This is a genomic window from Kocuria nitroreducens, from assembly GCF_042879195.1.
GTDB lineage: Bacteria > Actinomycetota > Actinomycetes > Actinomycetales > Micrococcaceae > Kocuria > Kocuria nitroreducens.
On record NZ_JBHZTC010000002.1, the window covers coordinates 55897 to 74289 of the forward strand.

Genomic DNA, 18393 nt, shown 5'->3' on the forward strand with positions numbered 1-18393 from the left:
CCGCGGGGCGCTCACGGCTCCCCGGCGCCGGCCACGGTGGTCATGACGTCCGGCAGGGTGCCGGGCCCGTGCGCCCGCCGCACCCGAAGCCAGCGGTACCCGTAGCCCTGCAGGGCCAGCTCCGCCGAGGAGTCGGCGTCGAGGGTGCACGTCCCGTTCTCCAGCAGGTCCAGCAGCTCGGTGCCCTCCTCCTCGTCGGGCAGTCTCAGGGGCACCGTGGTGGGCTCCGCGGAGAGGTTGTGCAGCGCGACGATGCCGGAGCCCTCCCACGAGCACCGGTGGGCCAGCACCTCCCGGCGCGGCTGTTCCAGGACCTCGGCGGTCCCCCAGGCCAATTCGGCGCACTCGCGGTAGCGGCGGGCCAGGGCGGTGACGAAGTGCAGCAGGGACTCCGGGTCCCGCTTGGCGTCGGCCACGTTCACGTGCGCGGGCCCGAACTCCCCCTCGACGACGGGACCGGAGAGGTCCTCGGCGTCGGCCGAGGAGAACCCCCCGTTGCGCCCGGAGGTCCACTGCATGGGCGTGCGCACGGCCATCCGGCCCTCGGCGGCGAGGTTCTCGCCCATGCCGATCTCCTCGCCGTAGTACAGCACCGGGGTACCCGGCAGCGAGAAGAGCAGCGAGTAGACCATCCGGATCCGCTGCTGGTCGCCCTGCAGCATGGGCGGCAGGCGCCGCGTGAGACCACGGCCGTAGACCTGCATGCGCTCCTCCGGCCCGAAGGCGGCGAACACCTCCTCGCGCTCGGAATCGGAGAGCTGGTCGAGGGTCAGCTCGTCGTGGTTGCGCACGAAGTTGGCCCACTGGGCGTCCTGCGGGATGCGCGGCCGGTTCTTCAGGGCGGTCGCCAGCGGCCCGGCGTCCTGGCGGGCCAGCGCGAGGTAGAGGCCCTGCATGGCCACGAAGTCGAAGATCATGGTGAGCTCGCCCCCGTCCTCGGTGCCGAACAGCTCGAGCTGTTGCTGGTAGGGCAGGTTGACCTCGCCCAGCAGGGCCGCCCGGCCGTTGCGGCGGTTGGCGAACTTGCGCAGCGAGCGCAGGAACCCGTGCGGGTCGGTGAACCCGCCCTGGTTCTCGAAGTCGTCGCCCTGCCCGAGGGTGAGCAGCTGGGGGATCCCGTCCACGCGGAAGCCGTCGAGGCCCAGGTGCAGCCAGAATCCGACGATCTTCGCGATCTCGTCCCGCACCTTGGGGTGGTTGAGGTTGAGGTCCGGCTGGTGGCGGTAGAAGCGGTGCAGGTACCAGTGCCCCGTGATCTCGTCCCGGGACCAGACTCCGCCCTCCTTGTCGGGGAACACAGCCTTCTCGGACGTGTCCGGCGGCTCGTCCGCCCGCCACACGTAGTAGTCCCGGTACGGGCTGTCCGTGCCCGAGCGGGCGGCCCGGAACCACGGGTGCTGGTCGGAGGTGTGGTTGACGACCAGGTCGGCGATGACCCGCAGACCGCGGTCCTGGGCGGTGCGGACGAGCTCCACGAGGTCGCCGAAGCTGCCCAGCCGCTGGTCGACGCCGTAGAAGTCGGTGATGTCGTACCCGTCGTCCCGGTTCGGCGTGGGGTAGAACGGCATGAGCCACAGGCAGGTGACACCCAGCTCCGCCAGGTAGTCCACCCGCTCGGCCAGCCCGGCGATGTCGCCGACGCCGTTGCCGTCCGTGTCCAGGAACCGCTCGACGTCCACGCAGTACACGACCGCCTGCTTCCACCAGAGGTCGGAGGTGTCGGCGATGCGCATGTCTGCTCCCTCGGTCGCGGATGCCCCCCTGTCTAGCACCCCGCCCCGGTCACGTCGAGGGCGCGGGGGCCCGGCCTAGAGTGGGGAGCATGGACCCGGACCCCCTGCTCAGCCGCGCCACCCGGTACACGACGCTCGCCACGGGCACGGAGGCGGTGGCCGAGCTGGAGATCAAGCGGTCGCGCTTCCTGGCGGTGCTGCGGCGGGCCTCCACGGAGGCCGAGGCCCGGGCCCTGGTCGAGGAGCTGCGGCGCGGCTTCCACGACGCCCGCCACCACTGCTCGGCGTTCGTCCTGGGCCCCGACCGGGACGTGCAGCGCTCCTCGGACGACGGCGAGCCCGCCGGCACCGCGGGACTGCCGATGCTCGAGGCCCTCGTGCTGAGGCGCACCGCCACGGACCCGTCAGGCCACGACGTCACGGACCTCTCGGACGTGAGCGCCGTGGTGGTCCGCTGGTTCGGAGGCACCCTGCTCGGCGCCGGCGGACTGGTCCGCGCCTACTCCGACGCCGTGTCCCAGGCCCTCGACGACGCGTCCCTGGTGGTCCGCCGGCGGCAGCGGCTCTACCGGCTCCCCGCCTCCCACGCCGAGGCGGGCCGGATCGAGAACGAGCTGCGCTCGGCCGGGACCACGGTCCTGGACACCGCCTACGGGGCGGCCGGCGCGGAGCTGGGCCTGGCCCTGCCCGACGACGACGCGGCCGTCGCCGCGCTGCACTCCCGCGTGGCCTCGCTGACCTCCGGCGCCGGGGAGCTGCGCCCCGCCGGCGTGGACTGGGTCGACATCCCCGTCACCGCGCGGGGCTGACCGGGGCCGCACCCTCCCGCTCCGCACGCGCCCGGCCCGATCCGCGGGGCGCCGCTGGGCGCAGCGGGCGGCGCACGGCGACGGCCCCCGCCCGGGAAGGGGCGGGGGCCGTCGTCGGTGCCGTGCGGAACGGCCTGGCGGTGCCGGTGGCTCAGGCGCCGGTCAGCTTCTCGCGCAGAGCGGCCAGGGCCTCGTCGGAGGCCAGGGTGCCGGAGTCGGCGGCCGGAGCCTCGGAGGAGTAGCTGGTCGGGGCCGGCGCGGACGAGGAGGACGTCGACGAGGAAGGGGAGGACGAGGAGCTCGTCGTACCGCCGGCGGCGGCCTCGGCGTCCTCGGCGATCGACTTCCGGACCTGCTCCTTGTGCGCCTCCCAGCGCGACTGGGCGTCGGCGTACTGCTGCTCCCAGGCGGCGCGCTGGGTCTCGTAGCCCTCGATCCACTCGTTGGTCTCGGGATCGAAGCCCTCGGGGTACTTGTAGTTGCCCTGGTCGTCGTACTCGGCGGCCATGCCGTACTGGGCGGGGTCGAACTCGGTGGAGTCCGAGTCCACGCCCTCGTTGGCCTGCTTGAGCGACAGCGAGATGCGGCGGCGGTCCAGGTCGATGTCGATGACCTTGACGAACAGCTCGTCGCCCACGGAGACGACCTGCTCGGCCATGTCCACGTGGCGCTGGGCCAGCTCGGAGATGTGCACCAGGCCCTCGATGCCGTCCTCTACGCGCACGAACGCACCGAAGGGGACGAGCTTGGTGACCTTGCCCGGCACGACCTGCCCGAGGGCGTGGGTGCGGGCGAACAGCTGCCACGGGTCCTCCTGGGTCGCCTTCAGCGACAGGGAGACGCGCTCGCGGTCCATGTCGACGTCCAGGACCTCGACGGTGACCTCCTGGCCGACCTCCACGACCTCGGAGGGGTGGTCGATGTGCTTCCAGGACAGCTCGGAGACGTGCACGAGGCCGTCCACGCCGCCCAGGTCCACGAAGGCGCCGAAGTTGACGATGGAGGAGACCGTGCCCGTGCGGACCTGGCCCTTCTCGAGCTTGTGCAGGAAGTTGGAGCGGACCTCGGACTGGGTCTGCTCGAGCCACGCACGGCGGGACAGGACCACGTTGTTGCGGTTCTTGTCCAGCTCGATGATCTTCGCCTCGATCTGCTGGCCGATGTACGGCGCGAGGTCGCGCACGCGGCGCATCTCCACGAGGGAGGCAGGGAGGAAGCCGCGCAGGCCGATGTCGAGGATGAGACCACCCTTGACGACCTCGATGACGGTGCCGGTGACGACCCCGTCGTCCTCCTTGATCTTCTCGATGTCGCCCCAGGCGCGCTCGTACTGAGCCCGCTTCTTGGACAGGATCAGGCGACCTTCCTTGTCCTCCTTGGTGAGGACCAGGGCCTCGACCTCATCACCCACGGTCACGACCTCGTCCGGGTCGACATCGTGCTTGATGGACAGCTCGCGGGACGGGATGACGCCCTCGGTCTTGTAGCCGATGTCGAGAAGGACCTCGTCGCGGTCGACCTTGACGACGGTGCCCTCGACGAGGTCGCCGTCGTTGAAGTACTTGATGGTCGCGTCGACAGCGGCGAGGAAGTCCTCGGCGGACCCGATGTCGTTGACGGCAACCTGCGGGGTGGTGGTGGTCATGTAGTAGGGGCTCCGATGTGGATAGTTTGTGATCAGTCGGAACGGAGATTGTCCGGCCGGACCGCGGCCGTTCCGAAGGATTGCTGGACAGGGCACGTGCAGAGCACGCACCGGGTCAGTCTACGGACGGAGGAAAACGGGCGCAACACGCGACCCGCCGCGCCGCCCCGGCTCAGAACTGCGTGACGCCGTACGGGGCGGTCGGGGTTTCCATGAAGTCCTGCAGGTCCCGCAGCGCGGCCTCGTCACGGGCCACGATCAGCCCGGCCTGCGCGAGGGTGCTCGCCTTCACCGCCCCGAGGTACAGGGACCCGAGCACGTCCACCCGCATCGCCACGTCGGCCCCGTCGGGCAGCTCCACCGCGGGGACCGAGCGCCCGGCGTCGTCGTCGGCGGTGCGGGGCCGGTCGCGCAGGCGCTCGACCACGGGCGCGGTGCCGGTGGTGTCCAGCGCCCAGAGGCCGTCGGCGTATCCCATCGAGTCCACGAGGGAGATCACGATCCGCCCGCGGAAGGTGTACGGGCGGGCCTCCAGCGCGGCGGCGGGGTCCAGGACCCGCACCCACACCTTGTCGGACTCCGCGGTGACCCGGTACTTGGCGCGGTCCGCCATCGACCACACCAGCGGGTCCTCGACGGGGGCGCGGCCGAAGCTGACCTGGTCCACGAGGTCCAGGGAGGTCACGAACTCCCACAGGGCGATCGACACGTCCGGGGAGGCGCCCACGAGGTCGAGCACCGTCAGGGTGAGGGGGTAGGAGGTGTTGGGCTCGAACCGGTAGGTCACGTAGCCGTCCGGTCGCATGGCGTCGTCGTAGTGCACCGCGCAGCGCACCTCGGGGTCCGCCTTCTGCGGGGTGATGGCGTACTCCCCCGTGTACTCGGGCCAGTGGTAGGCCACCCGGCTCACCGATCCGTGCGAGCTCTCGTGGAAGCGCTGGAAGAGCACAGGGGCGAGCTGGCGCACCGCCTCGCCGTCGGCCATCTCCACGCTGCCCACGGTGGGCGCCTTGAGCTCCAGGCGGGTGGTGGCGTCCACGGTGACCTCGCGGTTGAACGTGGCCGCGCCGAAGCCGAACCGGCCGTAGATGGTGGCCTCGGTCGCGGTCAGCAGCGCCACGGGGTAGCCGTCCCGCCGGGCGCGGTCGAGCTCCCCCGTCATGAGCCGGCGCAGCAGCCCGCGGCGGCTGTGCGTGGGCCGGACGGTGACCTCGGAGATGAGCCGGGCGCGCAGCAGCCGGCCGCGGCCGGCGTTGAGCGAGCCCGCCCAGGACGTGAACGTCGCCACGGGCCGCCGGGTGGGCAGCGCGGCCTCCGGCACGGCGTGGGGGTACGCCGCCCGCAGCCGCACCCGCTCGGCGTGCATCCAGGACAGGGTGCGCTCGAGGGTCTCGTCGGTCGGCTCCGCCTGGTGGAAGCCCTGGCGGATCGCCCGCACCCACTCCACGGCGGCCGGGTTGGCCGCGACGCCCCCGGGGCCCACCCCGAACTCCGCGAAGGTGTAGTCGTGCCCGCCGGCCGAGTAGGACTCGGTCACGGTGCCGGGGGTGGACGGTGGCGTCGGAGCGTCGTGCTGGGGGTCCATGGTGGGTTCCTCGTTCGCGGTGGGGTCGGGAGGCGTGCCGGCCGGGGCGCCGGTCCGGCCGGTCAGTGGGCCGCCTCGTGCCAGGAGCGGCCCGCGCCGACGTTGACCTCCAGCGGCACGGACAGCTCGGCCGCGGCGCCCATCTCCTCGCGCAGCACCTGATCCACGGTCTCGCGCTCCCCGCGGACGACCTCCACCACGAGCTCGTCGTGGACCTGCAGGAGCATCCGCGAGCCGAGCCCCTCGTCGGCGAAGCGCCGGTCCACGCCGAGCATCGCCTTCTTGATGATGTCCGCGGCCGAGCCCTGGATGGGGGCGTTGAGGGCGGCGCGCTCGGCCATGGAGCGCAGCTGCCGGTTGTCGCTGGAGAGGTCCGGGAGGTACCGGCGGCGGCCGTCGATCGTGGCCGTGTAGCCGTCCTCGCGGGCCTGCTCCACGACGCCGCGCAGGTAGTCGCGCACCGCCCCGAACCGGGTGAAGTAGTCGCTCATCAGGGTGCGGGCCTCGTCCACGGGGATCCGCAGCTGCTTGGAGAGCCCGAAGGAGCTCAGCCCGTAGACCAGCCCGTAGCTCATGGCCTTGACCTTGGAGCGCATGGGCGCGCTGACCTCCTCCGGGGCCACGCCGAAGATCTTCGAGCCGACGAAGCGGTGCAGGTCCTCGCCGCTGCGGAACGCCTCGATCAGCGCCTCGTCCCCGGACAGGTGCGCCATGATGCGCATCTCGATCTGGGAGTAGTCGGCGGTCAGCAGCTGCTCGTACGCCCGCCCGTCCTCCGGGCGCCCGACCACGAACAGCCCGCGGATGCGGCGGCCCTCCTCGGTGCGCACCGGGATGTTCTGCAGGTTCGGGTTGGTCGAGGACAGCCGGCCGGTCGCGGCGACGTTCTGCATGTAGGTGGTGTGCACGCGGGCGTCCTCGGCGATGGCCTTCTGCAGGCCCTCGACGGTCTGGCGGAGCTTGTTGGCGTCCCGGTAGGCCAGCAGGCCGGCGAGGAAGCGGTGCCCCCTGGAGTCCGGGTCGGTGCGGGTGAGCAGCTCCGCCACGGCGTCGGCGTCGGTGGTGAAGCCGGACTTGATCTTCTTGGTCTTCGGCAGCCCCAGCTCCTCGAACATCACCTGCTGCAGCTGCTTGGTGGAGCCGAGGTTCACGGGCTCCGCGATCTGGGCGTGCGCCTCCTGCTGTGCCTGCTCGATCACCCGGGCGAAGTCGTCGAGCAGGACCTGGACCCCCTCGGGGTCCACGGCGATCCCGGCGAGCTCCATCCGGCCCAGCACCACGACCAGGGGCAGCTCCAGGTCCGTGAGCAGGGCGGTCTGGTGCGTCTCGGCCAGCTTCTCCAGCAGGTGCTCGGAGAGCTGGACGGTCGCGACCGCCAGCTCGGCCTCCCGCCGCAGCACCGCGGGGGCCGGCCAGGGCCCGTCGTCCAGGGCGAGCTGCTGCTGACCCTCCGCGGCGGACCCGTCCGCGACGGGCGCCACGGCCAGGCCCAGCCGGTCCTCCAGGAGGGCGGGGAGCTCGTAGCTGCGCCGCGCCGGCTGCAGCAGGTAGGCCGAGAGCTGGGGGTCGTCCACGACCCCGGCCAGAGGCAGGCCGCGCACCGCGAGGGACTTCCAGACGTCCTTCAGCCCGTCCACGATCTTGGGCCGGTCCGCGTCGGCCAGCCAGCGGGCGAGGGCGGACTCCAGGGCGGAGTCCGCGGCCGCGAGGTCCAGGAACAGCGCGGACGGCTGGTGGCCGCCCCGGGCGAGGACCGCGCCGGAGAGCTCGCGGGCGCCCGGGAGCACGGGGTCGTCGTCGCGGTGCAGCGCGTGCAGCACCACGGGGCCCTGCCCGCCGGCCAGCCACCGCTCGAGCTCCTCGGCCGTGCCGGGACGCTCGACGTCGCCGAGGCCGAGGTCGGCCCTCGGCGCGGCCTCGTCCGCGGGGCGACCGAAGGCGTCGAAGAGCCGGTTGCGCAGGCCGTCGCCGAACTCGAGGTCGTCGAAGACCTCCCCCACCGCCTGGGCGTCGGGCACGGGCAGACCGGCGTCGGCGAGGTCGATCCCGAGCCCGAGATCGGTGACCAGGCGGTTGAGCCGCCGGTTGCGCTCGACCGCCTCGCGGTGCTCGCGCAGCGCCTCGCCCTTCTTGCCCTTGACGCGGTCCGCGTGCGCCAGGATGGTGTCGACGCCGCCGTAGGCGAGGATCCACTTGGCCGCGAACCCCGCGCCCACGCCCGGAATCCCCGGGAGGTTGTCGGCCTGCTCGCCGGTCAGTGCCGCGAGGTCGGGATAGTGCTGGGGCGGCACCTTGTACTTCTCCACCACGGCGGCGGCGTCCATGTGCTTGAGGTCGGACGGGGTGCGCCCGGGGTAGACGACCGTGACGTGCTCGTCGATCATCTGGAAGGCGTCCCGGTCCCCAGAGAAGACGAGCACCTCGTAGTCCTGCTCGGCGCCGCGGCGGGCGAGGGTGGCCAGGACGTCGTCGGCCTCGTGGCCCTCGGCGGTGACCACGGGCACGCCCAGGGCGTCGAGGATCCGGCGGATCTGCGGGACCTGCCCGTGGAACTCCTCGGGCGTCTCGTCCCGCCCGCCCTTGTACTCCTCGTACTCCTGGGAGCGCAGGGTGGGGCCCTCGAGGTCGAAGGAGACCACCAGGTGCGTGGGCTTCTGCTCCCGCACCAGCTTCACGAGCGTGTTCACGAAGCCGTAGACGGCCTCGGTGTGCCGGCCGTCGGAGGTGACGAACGCCGGCCCGCCGCCGTACTCCGCGGCGCGGGACAGCGCGAAGAACGCGCGGAAGGCCAGGGAGTGGCCGTCGACCAGCAGCAGCTTCCGGTCGGGCCGGGAGACCGGGCGGGGGATCTCGACGTCGACGGGGTCGTCGGTGTCGGTCCCGACGGTCACCGTGCGGACGGCGGTCTCGGGGCTCGTGTCGGTCTGCGTCTGCTGCGTCGTTTCACTCACGGAACCATCCTAGGGCCCGGGCGGGCCCGGGGGCGGGCGGTCCCTCGGGCCCCGGTGGGGCAGCCGGTGCGGTCGGCCGGTGCGCTCAGGCGACCTGGTTGATGATGGCCTCGGCGACCTCCCGCATGGACAGCCGGCGGTCCATCGAGGTCTTCTGGATCCAGCGGAACGCCTCGGGCTCGGTGAGGCCCATCTTGGTGGTCAGCAGCGACTTCGCGCGCTCCACGAGCTTGCGGGTCGCAAACTGCTCCTTCATGTCCGAGACCTCGCGCTCGAGCGCGGCGATCTCCTCGGCACGGGAGATCGCGATCTCGATCGCGGGCACGAGGTCGTCCACCGTGAACGGCTTGACCACGTACGCCATGGCCCCCGCCTCGCGGGCCCGCTCCACGAGCTCACGCTGGCTGAAGGCCGTGAGCAGGACCACCGGGGCGATCCGGTCCGAGGCGATCTGCTCTGCCGCCGTGATCCCGTCCAGGACGGGCATCTTCACGTCCATGAGCACGAGGTCGGGGCGGTGCTCGCGGGCGAGCTCGACCGCGCGCTGGCCGTTGTCGGCCTCCGCGACGACCTCGTAGCCGGCGTCCCGGAGCATCTCCACGATGTCCAGGCGGATCAGGGTCTCGTCCTCGGCGACCACCACCCGGCGTGCCGGGCGCAGGTCGCTCTCCGCGGCCCCGGCGGGCAGGTCGTCCCGGGCCTCGGGATCCTCGGCCGGGGAGGGGTTCGGCTGCTCCGTCACGCTGACTCCTTGGCTGCTGGTGCGTCGTTGCCCGCGCCGCGCGGGCAGCGGGTCCGGCGGCGCCCGAGTGCCCGGCGCCGCGCGTTGGGTCCGATCAGCACCAGCCTATAACTGTTGTAGAGTGGTCGAGCGCAGGAGCCGCCCTCCCGAGGCGGCGCGGACCGCGACCGCGGGCCCAAGTGGCGGAATTGGCAGACGCGCCGCACTCAAAATGCGGTTCCACTGGAGTGTGGGTTCGAGTCCCACCTTGGGCACCAGCACCCCGGACCGACGGTCCGGGGTCTTCTCGTCCCACCTCGTGCCCTCAGTCTGCGGGACCCCGCTCCCGCACCAGGTTCGTGACCCGGGCCGTGGACAGCCGCCTCCCCCGGTCGTCGGTCATCACGACCTCGTGGACGGTGAGCGTGGCTCCGAGGTGCAGCGCCGTGCACGTGCCGGTGACCGTCCCGGAGGCCACGCCGCGCTGGTGCGTCGCGTTGACGTCGACGCCCACCGCGTACCGGCCCGGCCCGGCGTGCACGCTCGCCGCCGTCGAGGCGAGCGTCTCCGCCAGGACGCAGTGCGCTCCCCCGTGCAGGATCCCGCCCGGCTGGGTGTTCGGCTCGACCGGCATCGTGGCGACCGACCGCCCGGGCGTGAGCTCCGTGAACCGGATGCCCATCGCCCGGGCGAGACCGCCCATCCCGTGGCCGGGGAAGGCGGAGTGCAGCTCCTCGGGGACGCCGTGCTCGCGCAGGTCCCGGGAGTGCTCCTCGGGGGTCATGCCCGCGGGGCCGGTCAGGACTCCCGCCACGGTCCCACGCGCTCGCGCCGGCCCTGCTGGCCGATGAGCTCGCCGGCGTCGGCGACGTCGCCCACACGGTGGACCTTGACGAGGTTGGTGGTGCCGGCGACCCCGGGGGGCGAGCCGGCGCAGATCACCACGAGGTCGTCCTTGCCGGCCAGGCCCTGCTCCTGCAGGTGGAGGTCGACCTGCCGGGTCATCTCGTCCGTGTGGTCCACCTTCGCCACGTGGATGGGCTGCACGCCCCACAGCAGGGACATCAGCGCCGTGACCAGGGGCTCCGGGGTGAAGGCCAGGATCGGGTGGGCCGGGCGCAGCCGTGACAGCCGGCGGGCGGAGTCCCCGGACTGGGTGAACGTGCAGAGGTAGCTGACGTCGAGCTGCCGGGCGATGGTCACCGCCGCCCGGGTCACCGCACCACCGCGGGTGCGCGGCTCCGTGCCGAGGGCGGGAACGCGCTCGAGCGCCTGGGACTCGATGGCCTCGATGATCCGGGCCATGGTCTCGATGGTCTCGATCGGGTACTTGCCCACCGAGGTCTCCCCGGAGAGCATCACCGCGTCCGCGCCGTCGAGCACCGCGTTGGCGCAGTCGGAGGCCTCGGCCCGGGTGGGGCGCGGGCTGTCGATCATCGACTCCAGCACCTGGGTGGCGACGATCACCGGCTTGGCCCAGCGACGGGCGAGCTCGATGGCGCGCTTCTGCACGATCGGCACCTGCTCCAGCGGCAGCTCCACGCCCAGGTCCCCTCGGGCCACCATGATGCCGTCGAACGCGTCGATGATCTCGTGCAGGGAGTCCACCGCCTGCGGCTTCTCGATCTTGGCGATCACCGGCAGCCGCCGGCCCTCCTCGTCCATGATCTCGTGCACCCGCACGATGTCCTTCGCATCGCGCACGAAGGACAACGCGATCAGGTCCACGCCGCGGCGCAACGCCCAGCGCAGGTCCTCCTCGTCCTTCTCCGACAGCGCCGGGACGTTCACGGCCACCCCGGGCAGGTTGATGCCCTTGTTGTTGGACACCGGCCCGCCCACCACCACCTCGGTGGTGACCGTGGTGTCCGAGACGGCGGTGGCGCGCAGGGCCACCCGGCCGTCGTCGATGAGCAGCGGGTCGCCCACGTTGACGTCGCCCGGCAGGCCCTTGTGCGTGGTGGAGGACAGGCTGCGCGTGCCCTCGACGTCGTCGACGGTGATGGAGAACTCGTCGCCGGGGAGCAGCTCGTGCGGGCCGTCCGCGAAGCGGCCGAGCCGGATCTTCGGTCCCTGGAGGTCGGCGAGGATCGCGACCGTCCGCCCGAGGTCGCCCGAGGCGCGCCGCAGGTTCTCGTAGGAGGTGTCGTGCACGGAGTGGTCGCCGTGGCTCATGTTGAGCCGGGCCACGTTCATGCCGGACCGGATCGCCTGGGAGAGGTTCTCGTAGGAGGAGATGGCCGGACCGATCGTGGCCACGATCTTCGCTCGTCGCATGTGTGCCGCCTTGGGTCGAGGGGTGCCACCGGGGAGGACGTGCACAGCACCGCGGCCGGGGCTCCGTCGTGCAGGGCACGACGCAGCTCCCGGCCGCACTGCCTGGATGTCCGCCCCGGGGCGGGAGGTCGTCCCCAGCCTATCAACGCCGTCGCCGGTGTCGAGGCGGCGGGTCGCCTCCCCGCCCCGGACGTGCGACGGCGCGGGCCGCCCCGGTGGACCGGGGGCGGCCCGCGCCGTGGTGCCGTGGTGCCGTGGTGCCGTGGTGCCGTGGTGCCGTGGTGCCGGCCTACAGGGCGAGGTCGATCGCCCGGTCGGTCGGGGCCACGGGCTCCGGCAGACGGGTCGAGCCCATGAGGAACCGTTCGACGGCGGCCGCGCAGGCGCGGCCCTCGGCGATCGCCCAGACGACCAGGGACTGGCCGCGGCCGGCGTCGCCGCACGCGAACACGCCCTCCACGTTGGTCATGTACCGGTCGTCACGGGCCAGGTTGGTCCGGCCGTCCAGCTCGGCGCCGATCTGCTCGGTGATGTCCTCGGACTCGGTGCCGGTGAAGCCGAGCGCCAGGAAGACCAGGTCGGCCGGGATCACCCGCTCGGTGCCGCCCTTCGGTGCGCGCCGGCCGTCGGGCAGGTACTCGGTCTCGGCGACCTTCAGCCCGGTGAGCTTCCCGTCCTCGCCCACGAACTCCACGGTGGAGGCCATGTAGGTGCGGTCGCCGCCCTCCTCGTGGGAGCTCGAGACCTCGAAGACCTTGGGCATCATGGGCCACGGGTCGGCGTCGGAGCGGTCCGTGGCCGGCTTGCGCCCGATCGCCAGGGACGTGATCGACGCCGCGCCCTGGCGGTTGGCGGTCCCGATGCAGTCCGAGCCGGTGTCGCCGCCGCCCAGGACGATGACGTGCCGGCCCTCGGCGGAGATCTGGTCCTCGACCTCGTCGCCGGCCACCACGCGGTTGCCCTGCACCAGGTAGTCCATCGCGAAGTGGACGCCGTCGAGGTCCCGGCCCGGGATCTGCAGGTCCCGCGGGCGCGTGGCTCCGGTGGCGACCACCACGGCGTCGTAGCGGCGCTTGAGCTGGTCCCAGGTGATGTCCTTGCCGATCTCCACCCCCGGGCGGAACCGGGTGCCCTCGGCGCGCATCACGTCGAGGCGCCGGTCGAGGACCTCCTTCTCCATCTTGAAGTCGGGGATGCCGTAGCGCAGCAGCCCTCCGATCCGGTCGTCGCGCTCGTAGACCGCCACCGTGAACCCGGCCTGGGTCAGCTGCTGGGCCACCGCCAGGCCGCCGGGCCCGGAGCCCACGACCGCCACGGTCTTGCCGACCAGGCGCTGCGGGACGAACGGCTTGACGACCCCCTCGTCGAAGCCCATCTCGCCGATCGAGTACTCGATCTGCTTGATGGTCACCGCGGGCTGGTTGATGCCGAGCACGCACGAGGACTCGCACGGCGCCGGGCAGACCCGCCCGGTGAACTCCGGGAAGTTGTTGGTGGCGTGCATGCGCTCGACCGCCTCGGCGTCGAGGCCCCGCCACACGAGGTCGTTCCACTCCGGGATCAGGTTGCCGAGGGGGCAGCCCTCGTGGCAGAAGGGGATCCCGCAGTCCATGCACCGGCCGGCCTGCTTCTGCAGGACCCCCCGGTCCTGGGCCTCCTGGACCTCCTTCCAGTCCATGATCCGGACGGGCACCGGCCGTTTGGGGCGGTCGACGCGCTCGGTCACCTTCATGAAACCGCGCGGATCAGCCACGGGTCGTCACCTCCAGGATCTTGTGCCAGGCCTCGTCGCCGTCGGGGTCCTGCCCCTGGGTCCGGGCCTCTTCGCGGATGCCCTGCACGGCGGCGTACTCCCGCGGCAGGACCTTGGTGAAACGCCCGAGCGTGGCCACGGGGTCGGCCAGGAGCCGGTCCGCGAGCTCGGAGCCGGTCTCCTCGCCGTGCTTCGTGATGAGCGCCAGCACGGTCTCGGCGTCCGCCTCGTCCAGCGGCAGCAGCTTCAGCTCGCCGCTGTCGCGCGCCTGCTTGTTGACCGAGGTCTCGGCGAGGTCGATGACGTAGGCGACGCCGCCGGACATGCCGGCACCGAAGTTGCGCCCGGTCCGGCCGAGCACCAGGGCGGTGCCGCCGGTCATGTACTCGCAGCCGTGGTCGCCGATGCCCTCGACCACCGCGGTGGCGCCCGAGTTGCGCACCAGGAACCGCTCGCCCACGGTGCCGCGCAGGAAGATCTCCCCGCCTGTGGCGCCGTAGCCGATCACGTTGCCCGCGATGACGTTCTCGGAGGCCTCGAACACCGCGTCCCGCTCGGGACGCACGATGATCCGCCCGCCGGAGAGACCCTTGCCGCTGTAGTCGTTGGCGTCGCCCTCGAGCCGCAGGGTGATGCCCTGCGGGAGGAACGCGCCGAGGGACTGCCCGGCCTGGCCCGTGAGCGTCACGTCGATGGTGTCGTGCGCGAGGACGTCGGTGCCGAACGTCCTCGTCACCACGTGGCCGAGCATCGTGCCGACCGCACGGTCCGTGTTGATGATGGGCTGCTGGATCCGCACGGGCTCCCGCTTCTCCAGGGCGGCCCGGGAGAGCCGGATCAGCTCGTTGTCGAAGTGCTTCTCCAGCTCGTGGTCCTGGCCGCGCATGTTGCGCACCGCCGCTCCACGGTGCTCGAGCACCGTGGAGTGCAGGACCGGCGAGAGGTCGAGCCCGTGCGCCTTCCAGTGGTCGATGGCGTCCTTGGTCTCGAGGACCTCGGCGTGCCCGACGGCCTCCTCGATCGAGCGGAAGCCGAGCTGGGCCAGGTACTCCCGGACCTCCTCGGCGATGAACTCGAAGAAGTTCACCACGTGCTCGGCCTTGCCCGTGAACCGCCGGCGCAGCTCCGGGTTCTGGGTGGCCACGCCCACGGGGCAGGTGTCGAGGTGGCACTTGCGCATCATGATGCAGCCCTCGACGATCAGCGGGGCCGTGGCGAAGCCGAACTCCTCCGCCCCGAGCAGCGCGGCGACGATCACGTCACGGCCGGTCTTCATCTGCCCGTCCGCCTGGACGACCACGCGGTCCCGCAGCCCGTTGAGCATCAGCGTCTGCTGCGTCTCGGCGAGGCCGAGCTCCCACGGGGCACCGGCGTGCTTGAGGGAGTTCAGCGGGGCCGCGCCGGTGCCGCCGTCGTGCCCGGAGACGAGCACCACGTCGGCCTTGGCCTTGGTGACGCCGGAGGCCACGGTGCCGATGCCGATCTCGGAGACCAGCTTGACGTGCACCCGGGCCTGCGGGTTGGAGCGCTTGAGGTCGTAGATCAGCTGCGCCAGATCCTCGATCGAGTAGATGTCGTGGTGCGGCGGTGGCGAGATCAGCGACACCCCGGGGGTGGAGTGGCGGGTCCGTGCGATCCAGGGGTACAGCTTCTGGGCCATGAGCTGGCCGCCCTCACCGGGCTTGGCGCCCTGGGCCATCTTGATCTGGATGTCCTCGGCGTTGGTGAGGTACAGGCTCGTGACGCCGAAGCGTCCGGAGGCCACCTGCTTGATCGCCGAGCGCCGCTGCGGGTCGAGCAGCCGGTCGACGTCCTCGCCGCCCTCACCGGTGTTGGACTTCGCACCGAGCCGGTTCATGGCGATCGCCAGCGTCTCGTGCGCCTCCTGGGAGATGGAGCCGTAGCTCATCGCGCCGGTCTGGAAGCGCTTGACGATCGAGCTGACGGGCTCGACCTCTTCCAGGGGCACCGGCTTGCGCTCGGAGGAGAAGCCGAGCAGCCCGCGCAGGGTCAGCAGCTTCTTCGTCTGGTCGTCCACGAGCTTCGTGTAGGACTTGAAGACGTCGTACCGGCCGCTGCGGGTGGCGTGCTGGAGCCGGAACACCGTCTGCGGGTTGAACAGGTGCGGCGGGCCGTCCCGGCGCCAGTCGTACTCGCCGCCGGTCTCGAGGTCCCGGTAGGGCTCGGTCACGCCGTCCTCCGGATAGGCCCGGCGGTGGCGGGAGGCGGTCTCCTCGGCGATGACGTCGAGGCCGATGCCGCCGATCTGCGTGTGGGTGCCGGTGAAGTAGTCGTCCACGAGCTCCCGCGAGAGGCCGAGCGCCTCGAACACCTGGGCGCCGCAGTAGGAGGACACCGTGGAGATGCCCATCTTGGACATGATCTTCTGCACGCCCTTGCCCAGGGCCTTGATCAGGTTGTGGACCGCGTGCTCGGTGGTGATCCCGGTGAGGTCGCCCGAGCGGACCAGCTCCTCCGCGGACTCCATCGCCAGGTACGGGTTCACGGCCGACGCACCGTAGCCGATGAGCAGCGCCACGTGGTGGACCTCGCGGACGTCCCCCGCCTCCACGATCAGCCCGACCTTGGTGCGGGTCGCCGAGCGCAGGAGGTGGTGGTGCACCGCGGAGGTCAGCAGCAGCGACGGGATCGGGGCCCACGCGCCGTTGGAGTCGCGGTCCGAGACGATGACGTACTCCACGCCGCGGGCCACGGCCGCGGAGACCTTCTCGCAGATCTCGGCGATCCGGGCGCGCAGGGACTCGGCCCCGCCGTCGGGCCGGTACAGGCCCCGCACCTTGAGGGCCGCGGGCATCCCGTCCTCGCCCTCGAGGTGCAGGAACTGGTCGAGCTGGTCGTTGTCGAGCACCGGGAAGTCCACGACGATCTGGCGGGTGCGCACCCGCTCGGTGGTCAGCAGGTTGCCGGTCGGCCCGACGGACCCGCGCAGGCTGGTGACCAGCTCCTCGCGGATCGCGTCCAGCGGCGGGTTGGTGACCTGCGCGAAGGACTGCACGAAGTAGTCGAACAGCGTGCGGGACTTCTCCGAGAGCACGGCGATCGGGGTGTCGGTGCCCATGGCGTAGATGGGCTCGGCGCCCTTGGCCGCCATGGGCCCGACGATCATCTTCAGCTCCTCCTGCGTGTACCCGAAGGTCTTCTGGCGCAGGGTGATGGAGGAGCGGGGGTGGATCATGTGCTCGCGCTCGGGCAGGTCGCGGACGTCGATGATGTTGCCGTCGGCCCACTCCTCCCACGGCGCGGCGGAGGCGATCTCGGCCTTGATCTCGGCGTCCTCGATGATCCGCCCGCGGGCGGTGTCCACGAGGAACATCGTGCCCGGGGACACGCGGCCCTTGCGCACGATCTTGCGGTCCCCGATGTCGACGACGCCGACCTCCGAGGCGAAGACGACCAGGCCGTCGTCCGTGACCCAGAACCGGCCGGGGCGCAGGCCGTTGCGGTCCAGCAACGACCCGACCTGCACGCCGTCGGTGAAGGCCACCGCGGCCGGGCCGTCCCACGGCTCCATGAAGGAGGCGTGGTAGCGGTAGAACGCCTTGCGGGCGGGGTCCATGGTCTCGTGGTTCTCCCAGGCCTCCGGGATCATCATCATCATGGCCTGGGTGGCGGGCCGGCCCGAGAGCACGAGCAGCTCGGCGACCTCGTCCAGGGACTGCGAGTCGGACGCGCCCTCCGAGCAGATCGGGAACAGCTCCTCGGGGTTGCGGCCGAGCAGGGGGGACTTCAGCTGCGACTGGCGGGCGCGCATCCAGTTCCGGTTGCCCTTGACAGTGTTGATCTCGCCGTTGTGGGCGAGGGTGCGCATGGGCTGGGCGAGCGGCCACGAGGGGAAGGTGTTGGTGGAGAACCGGGAGTGCACGATCGCGAGCTCGGTGGTGAAGCGGTCGTCGGACAGGTCCGGGTAGAACGGCTCGAGCTGCTGGGTGGTCAGCATGCCCTTGTAGACGATCGTGCGCGAGGACAGCGAGGGGAAATAGACGCCGGACCGGTTCTGGGCCCGCTTGCGGAGCCGGAACGCCTTCTGGTCCAGGCGCCGCCGGGCCGCCTCGTCCTCGGGGTCCGGCGTGGTCTCGGCCACGAAGAGCTGCACGAAGTACGGCATGACCTCCAGCGCGGACCGGCCCACCACGGACTCGGCCACCGGGACGGGCCGCCAGCCGAGGACCTCCAGCTCCTCGGAGCGCGCGAGCTCCTCGAGGGCGCCCTGGATCCGCTCGGCGTCCGCCCCGCCGTGCGGGAGGAACGCGGTGCCCACGGCGTAGCCGCCCAGGGGCGGCAGCTCGAAGTCCAGCACGGCGCGGAAGAAGGCGTCCGGCAACTGGGTGAGCAGCCCGGCGCCGTCACCGGTGCCCTCGTCGCCGCCCACGGCGCCGCGGTGCTCCAGGTTGCGCAGGGCCGTCAGCGCGGCGTCGACGATCTCGTGGTTCGGGGCGCCGTTGAGGGTTGCGACCACGGCGAGGCCGCACGCGTCCTTCTCCTCGTCCGGGTGGTAGAGGCCCTGCTCCTCGGGTGCGTTGGAGAACTGCTCGAACGGGGACTCCGCCTGCTCCGGGGCGGTCCCGGCGGGCGCGGCCGGACGCGGGTCCGTGCCGTCCTGGGCAGAATTGTCACCGGGGGTGCCGGCCGGGGTAGAGGTCATGACTGACGTCTCCTCACCATGGGATGCGGTCAACAGGAGCGGCCCCCGCGGCAGAGCTCCGGTCGGGAGGTGCCGCCGGATCGTGAGCTGCCGCCGACGTCCTCGAGCAGTGTCCGAGGTGGTGCCGGGCGGCGGAAGGGCCCCGTTCCAGGAATGTCCGACGATGGACGATCGTGGCGTGCGCCGGAGCGGGGACGTGGTTCGCCCGTCCGCCGGTCAGGCGCCAAAGAAATCTAGCACTCAGATGTTACAGCTC

10 protein-coding genes and 1 tRNA gene are annotated in these 18393 nt (G+C 71.9%); 2 read left to right on the forward strand and 9 right to left on the reverse strand.

Translation table 11 applies throughout. The features are described 5' to 3' along the window. Window positions 1-11 precede the first annotated feature (11 nt). Window positions 12-1733, reverse strand: coding sequence for an alpha-amylase family protein (locus ACFYE1_RS01410; protein WP_387739176.1), 1722 nt, complete (start codon window positions 1731-1733; stop codon window positions 12-14). Window positions 1734-1822: 89 nt separating this feature from the next. On the opposite strand from ACFYE1_RS01410, the gene ACFYE1_RS01415 reads away from it, so the two are divergent. Continuing rightward, on the forward strand, window positions 1823-2542 hold the full coding sequence (locus ACFYE1_RS01415) for an IMPACT family protein (RefSeq protein ID WP_387739178.1): 720 nt from the start codon (window positions 1823-1825) through the stop codon (window positions 2540-2542). A gap of 151 nt (window positions 2543-2693) precedes the next feature. On the opposite strand, the gene rpsA is transcribed toward ACFYE1_RS01415, so the two are convergent. From rpsA to ACFYE1_RS01435, 4 genes are all read right to left on the reverse strand, one after another. Next, window positions 2694-4187 carry a 30S ribosomal protein S1 gene (gene rpsA, locus ACFYE1_RS01420; protein ID WP_387739181.1) on the reverse strand — a complete coding sequence of 498 codons (1494 nt, stop codon included), beginning with the start codon at window positions 4185-4187 and terminating at the stop codon, window positions 2694-2696. 172 nt (window positions 4188-4359) lie between these two features. After that, a complete protein-coding gene (locus ACFYE1_RS01425; RefSeq protein WP_387739183.1) occupies window positions 4360-5772 on the reverse strand; it encodes a GNAT family N-acetyltransferase in 1413 nt (470 codons plus the stop codon). Window positions 5773-5834: 62 nt separating this feature from the next. After that, window positions 5835-8723: a DNA polymerase I gene (polA, locus tag ACFYE1_RS01430; RefSeq protein WP_387739185.1), complete on the reverse strand. Its 2889-nt coding sequence runs from the start codon at window positions 8721-8723 to the stop codon at window positions 5835-5837. Between the two features lie 85 nt (window positions 8724-8808). Further along, window positions 8809-9411, reverse strand: a complete 603-nt coding sequence (locus ACFYE1_RS01435) for an ANTAR domain-containing response regulator (RefSeq protein ID WP_387739482.1) — start codon at window positions 9409-9411, stop codon at window positions 8809-8811. A gap of 227 nt (window positions 9412-9638) precedes the next feature. On the opposite strand from ACFYE1_RS01435, the gene ACFYE1_RS01440 reads away from it, so the two are divergent. After that, a tRNA-Leu gene (locus tag ACFYE1_RS01440) sits at window positions 9639-9722 on the forward strand. 47 nt (window positions 9723-9769) lie between these two features. Here the strand turns inward: ACFYE1_RS01440 and ACFYE1_RS01445 are convergent. From ACFYE1_RS01445 to gltB, 4 genes are all read right to left on the reverse strand, one after another. Then, complete coding sequence (locus ACFYE1_RS01445; protein ID WP_387739485.1) at window positions 9770-10228, reverse strand: PaaI family thioesterase; 459 nt, start codon at window positions 10226-10228, stop codon at window positions 9770-9772. A gap of 14 nt (window positions 10229-10242) precedes the next feature. After that, window positions 10243-11721: a pyruvate kinase gene (gene pyk / locus ACFYE1_RS01450; protein WP_387739187.1), complete on the reverse strand. Its 1479-nt coding sequence runs from the start codon at window positions 11719-11721 to the stop codon at window positions 10243-10245. Between the two features lie 289 nt (window positions 11722-12010). Beyond that, entirely contained in the window at window positions 12011-13474 is a 1464-nt protein-coding gene (locus ACFYE1_RS01455; RefSeq protein WP_387739188.1) for a glutamate synthase subunit beta, read from the reverse strand. After that, window positions 13467-18137, reverse strand: coding sequence for a glutamate synthase large subunit (gltB, locus tag ACFYE1_RS01460; RefSeq protein ID WP_387739190.1), 4671 nt, complete (start codon window positions 18135-18137; stop codon window positions 13467-13469). The genes ACFYE1_RS01455 and gltB overlap by 8 nt, the downstream gene beginning before the upstream one ends. Window positions 18138-18393 lie beyond the last annotated feature (256 nt).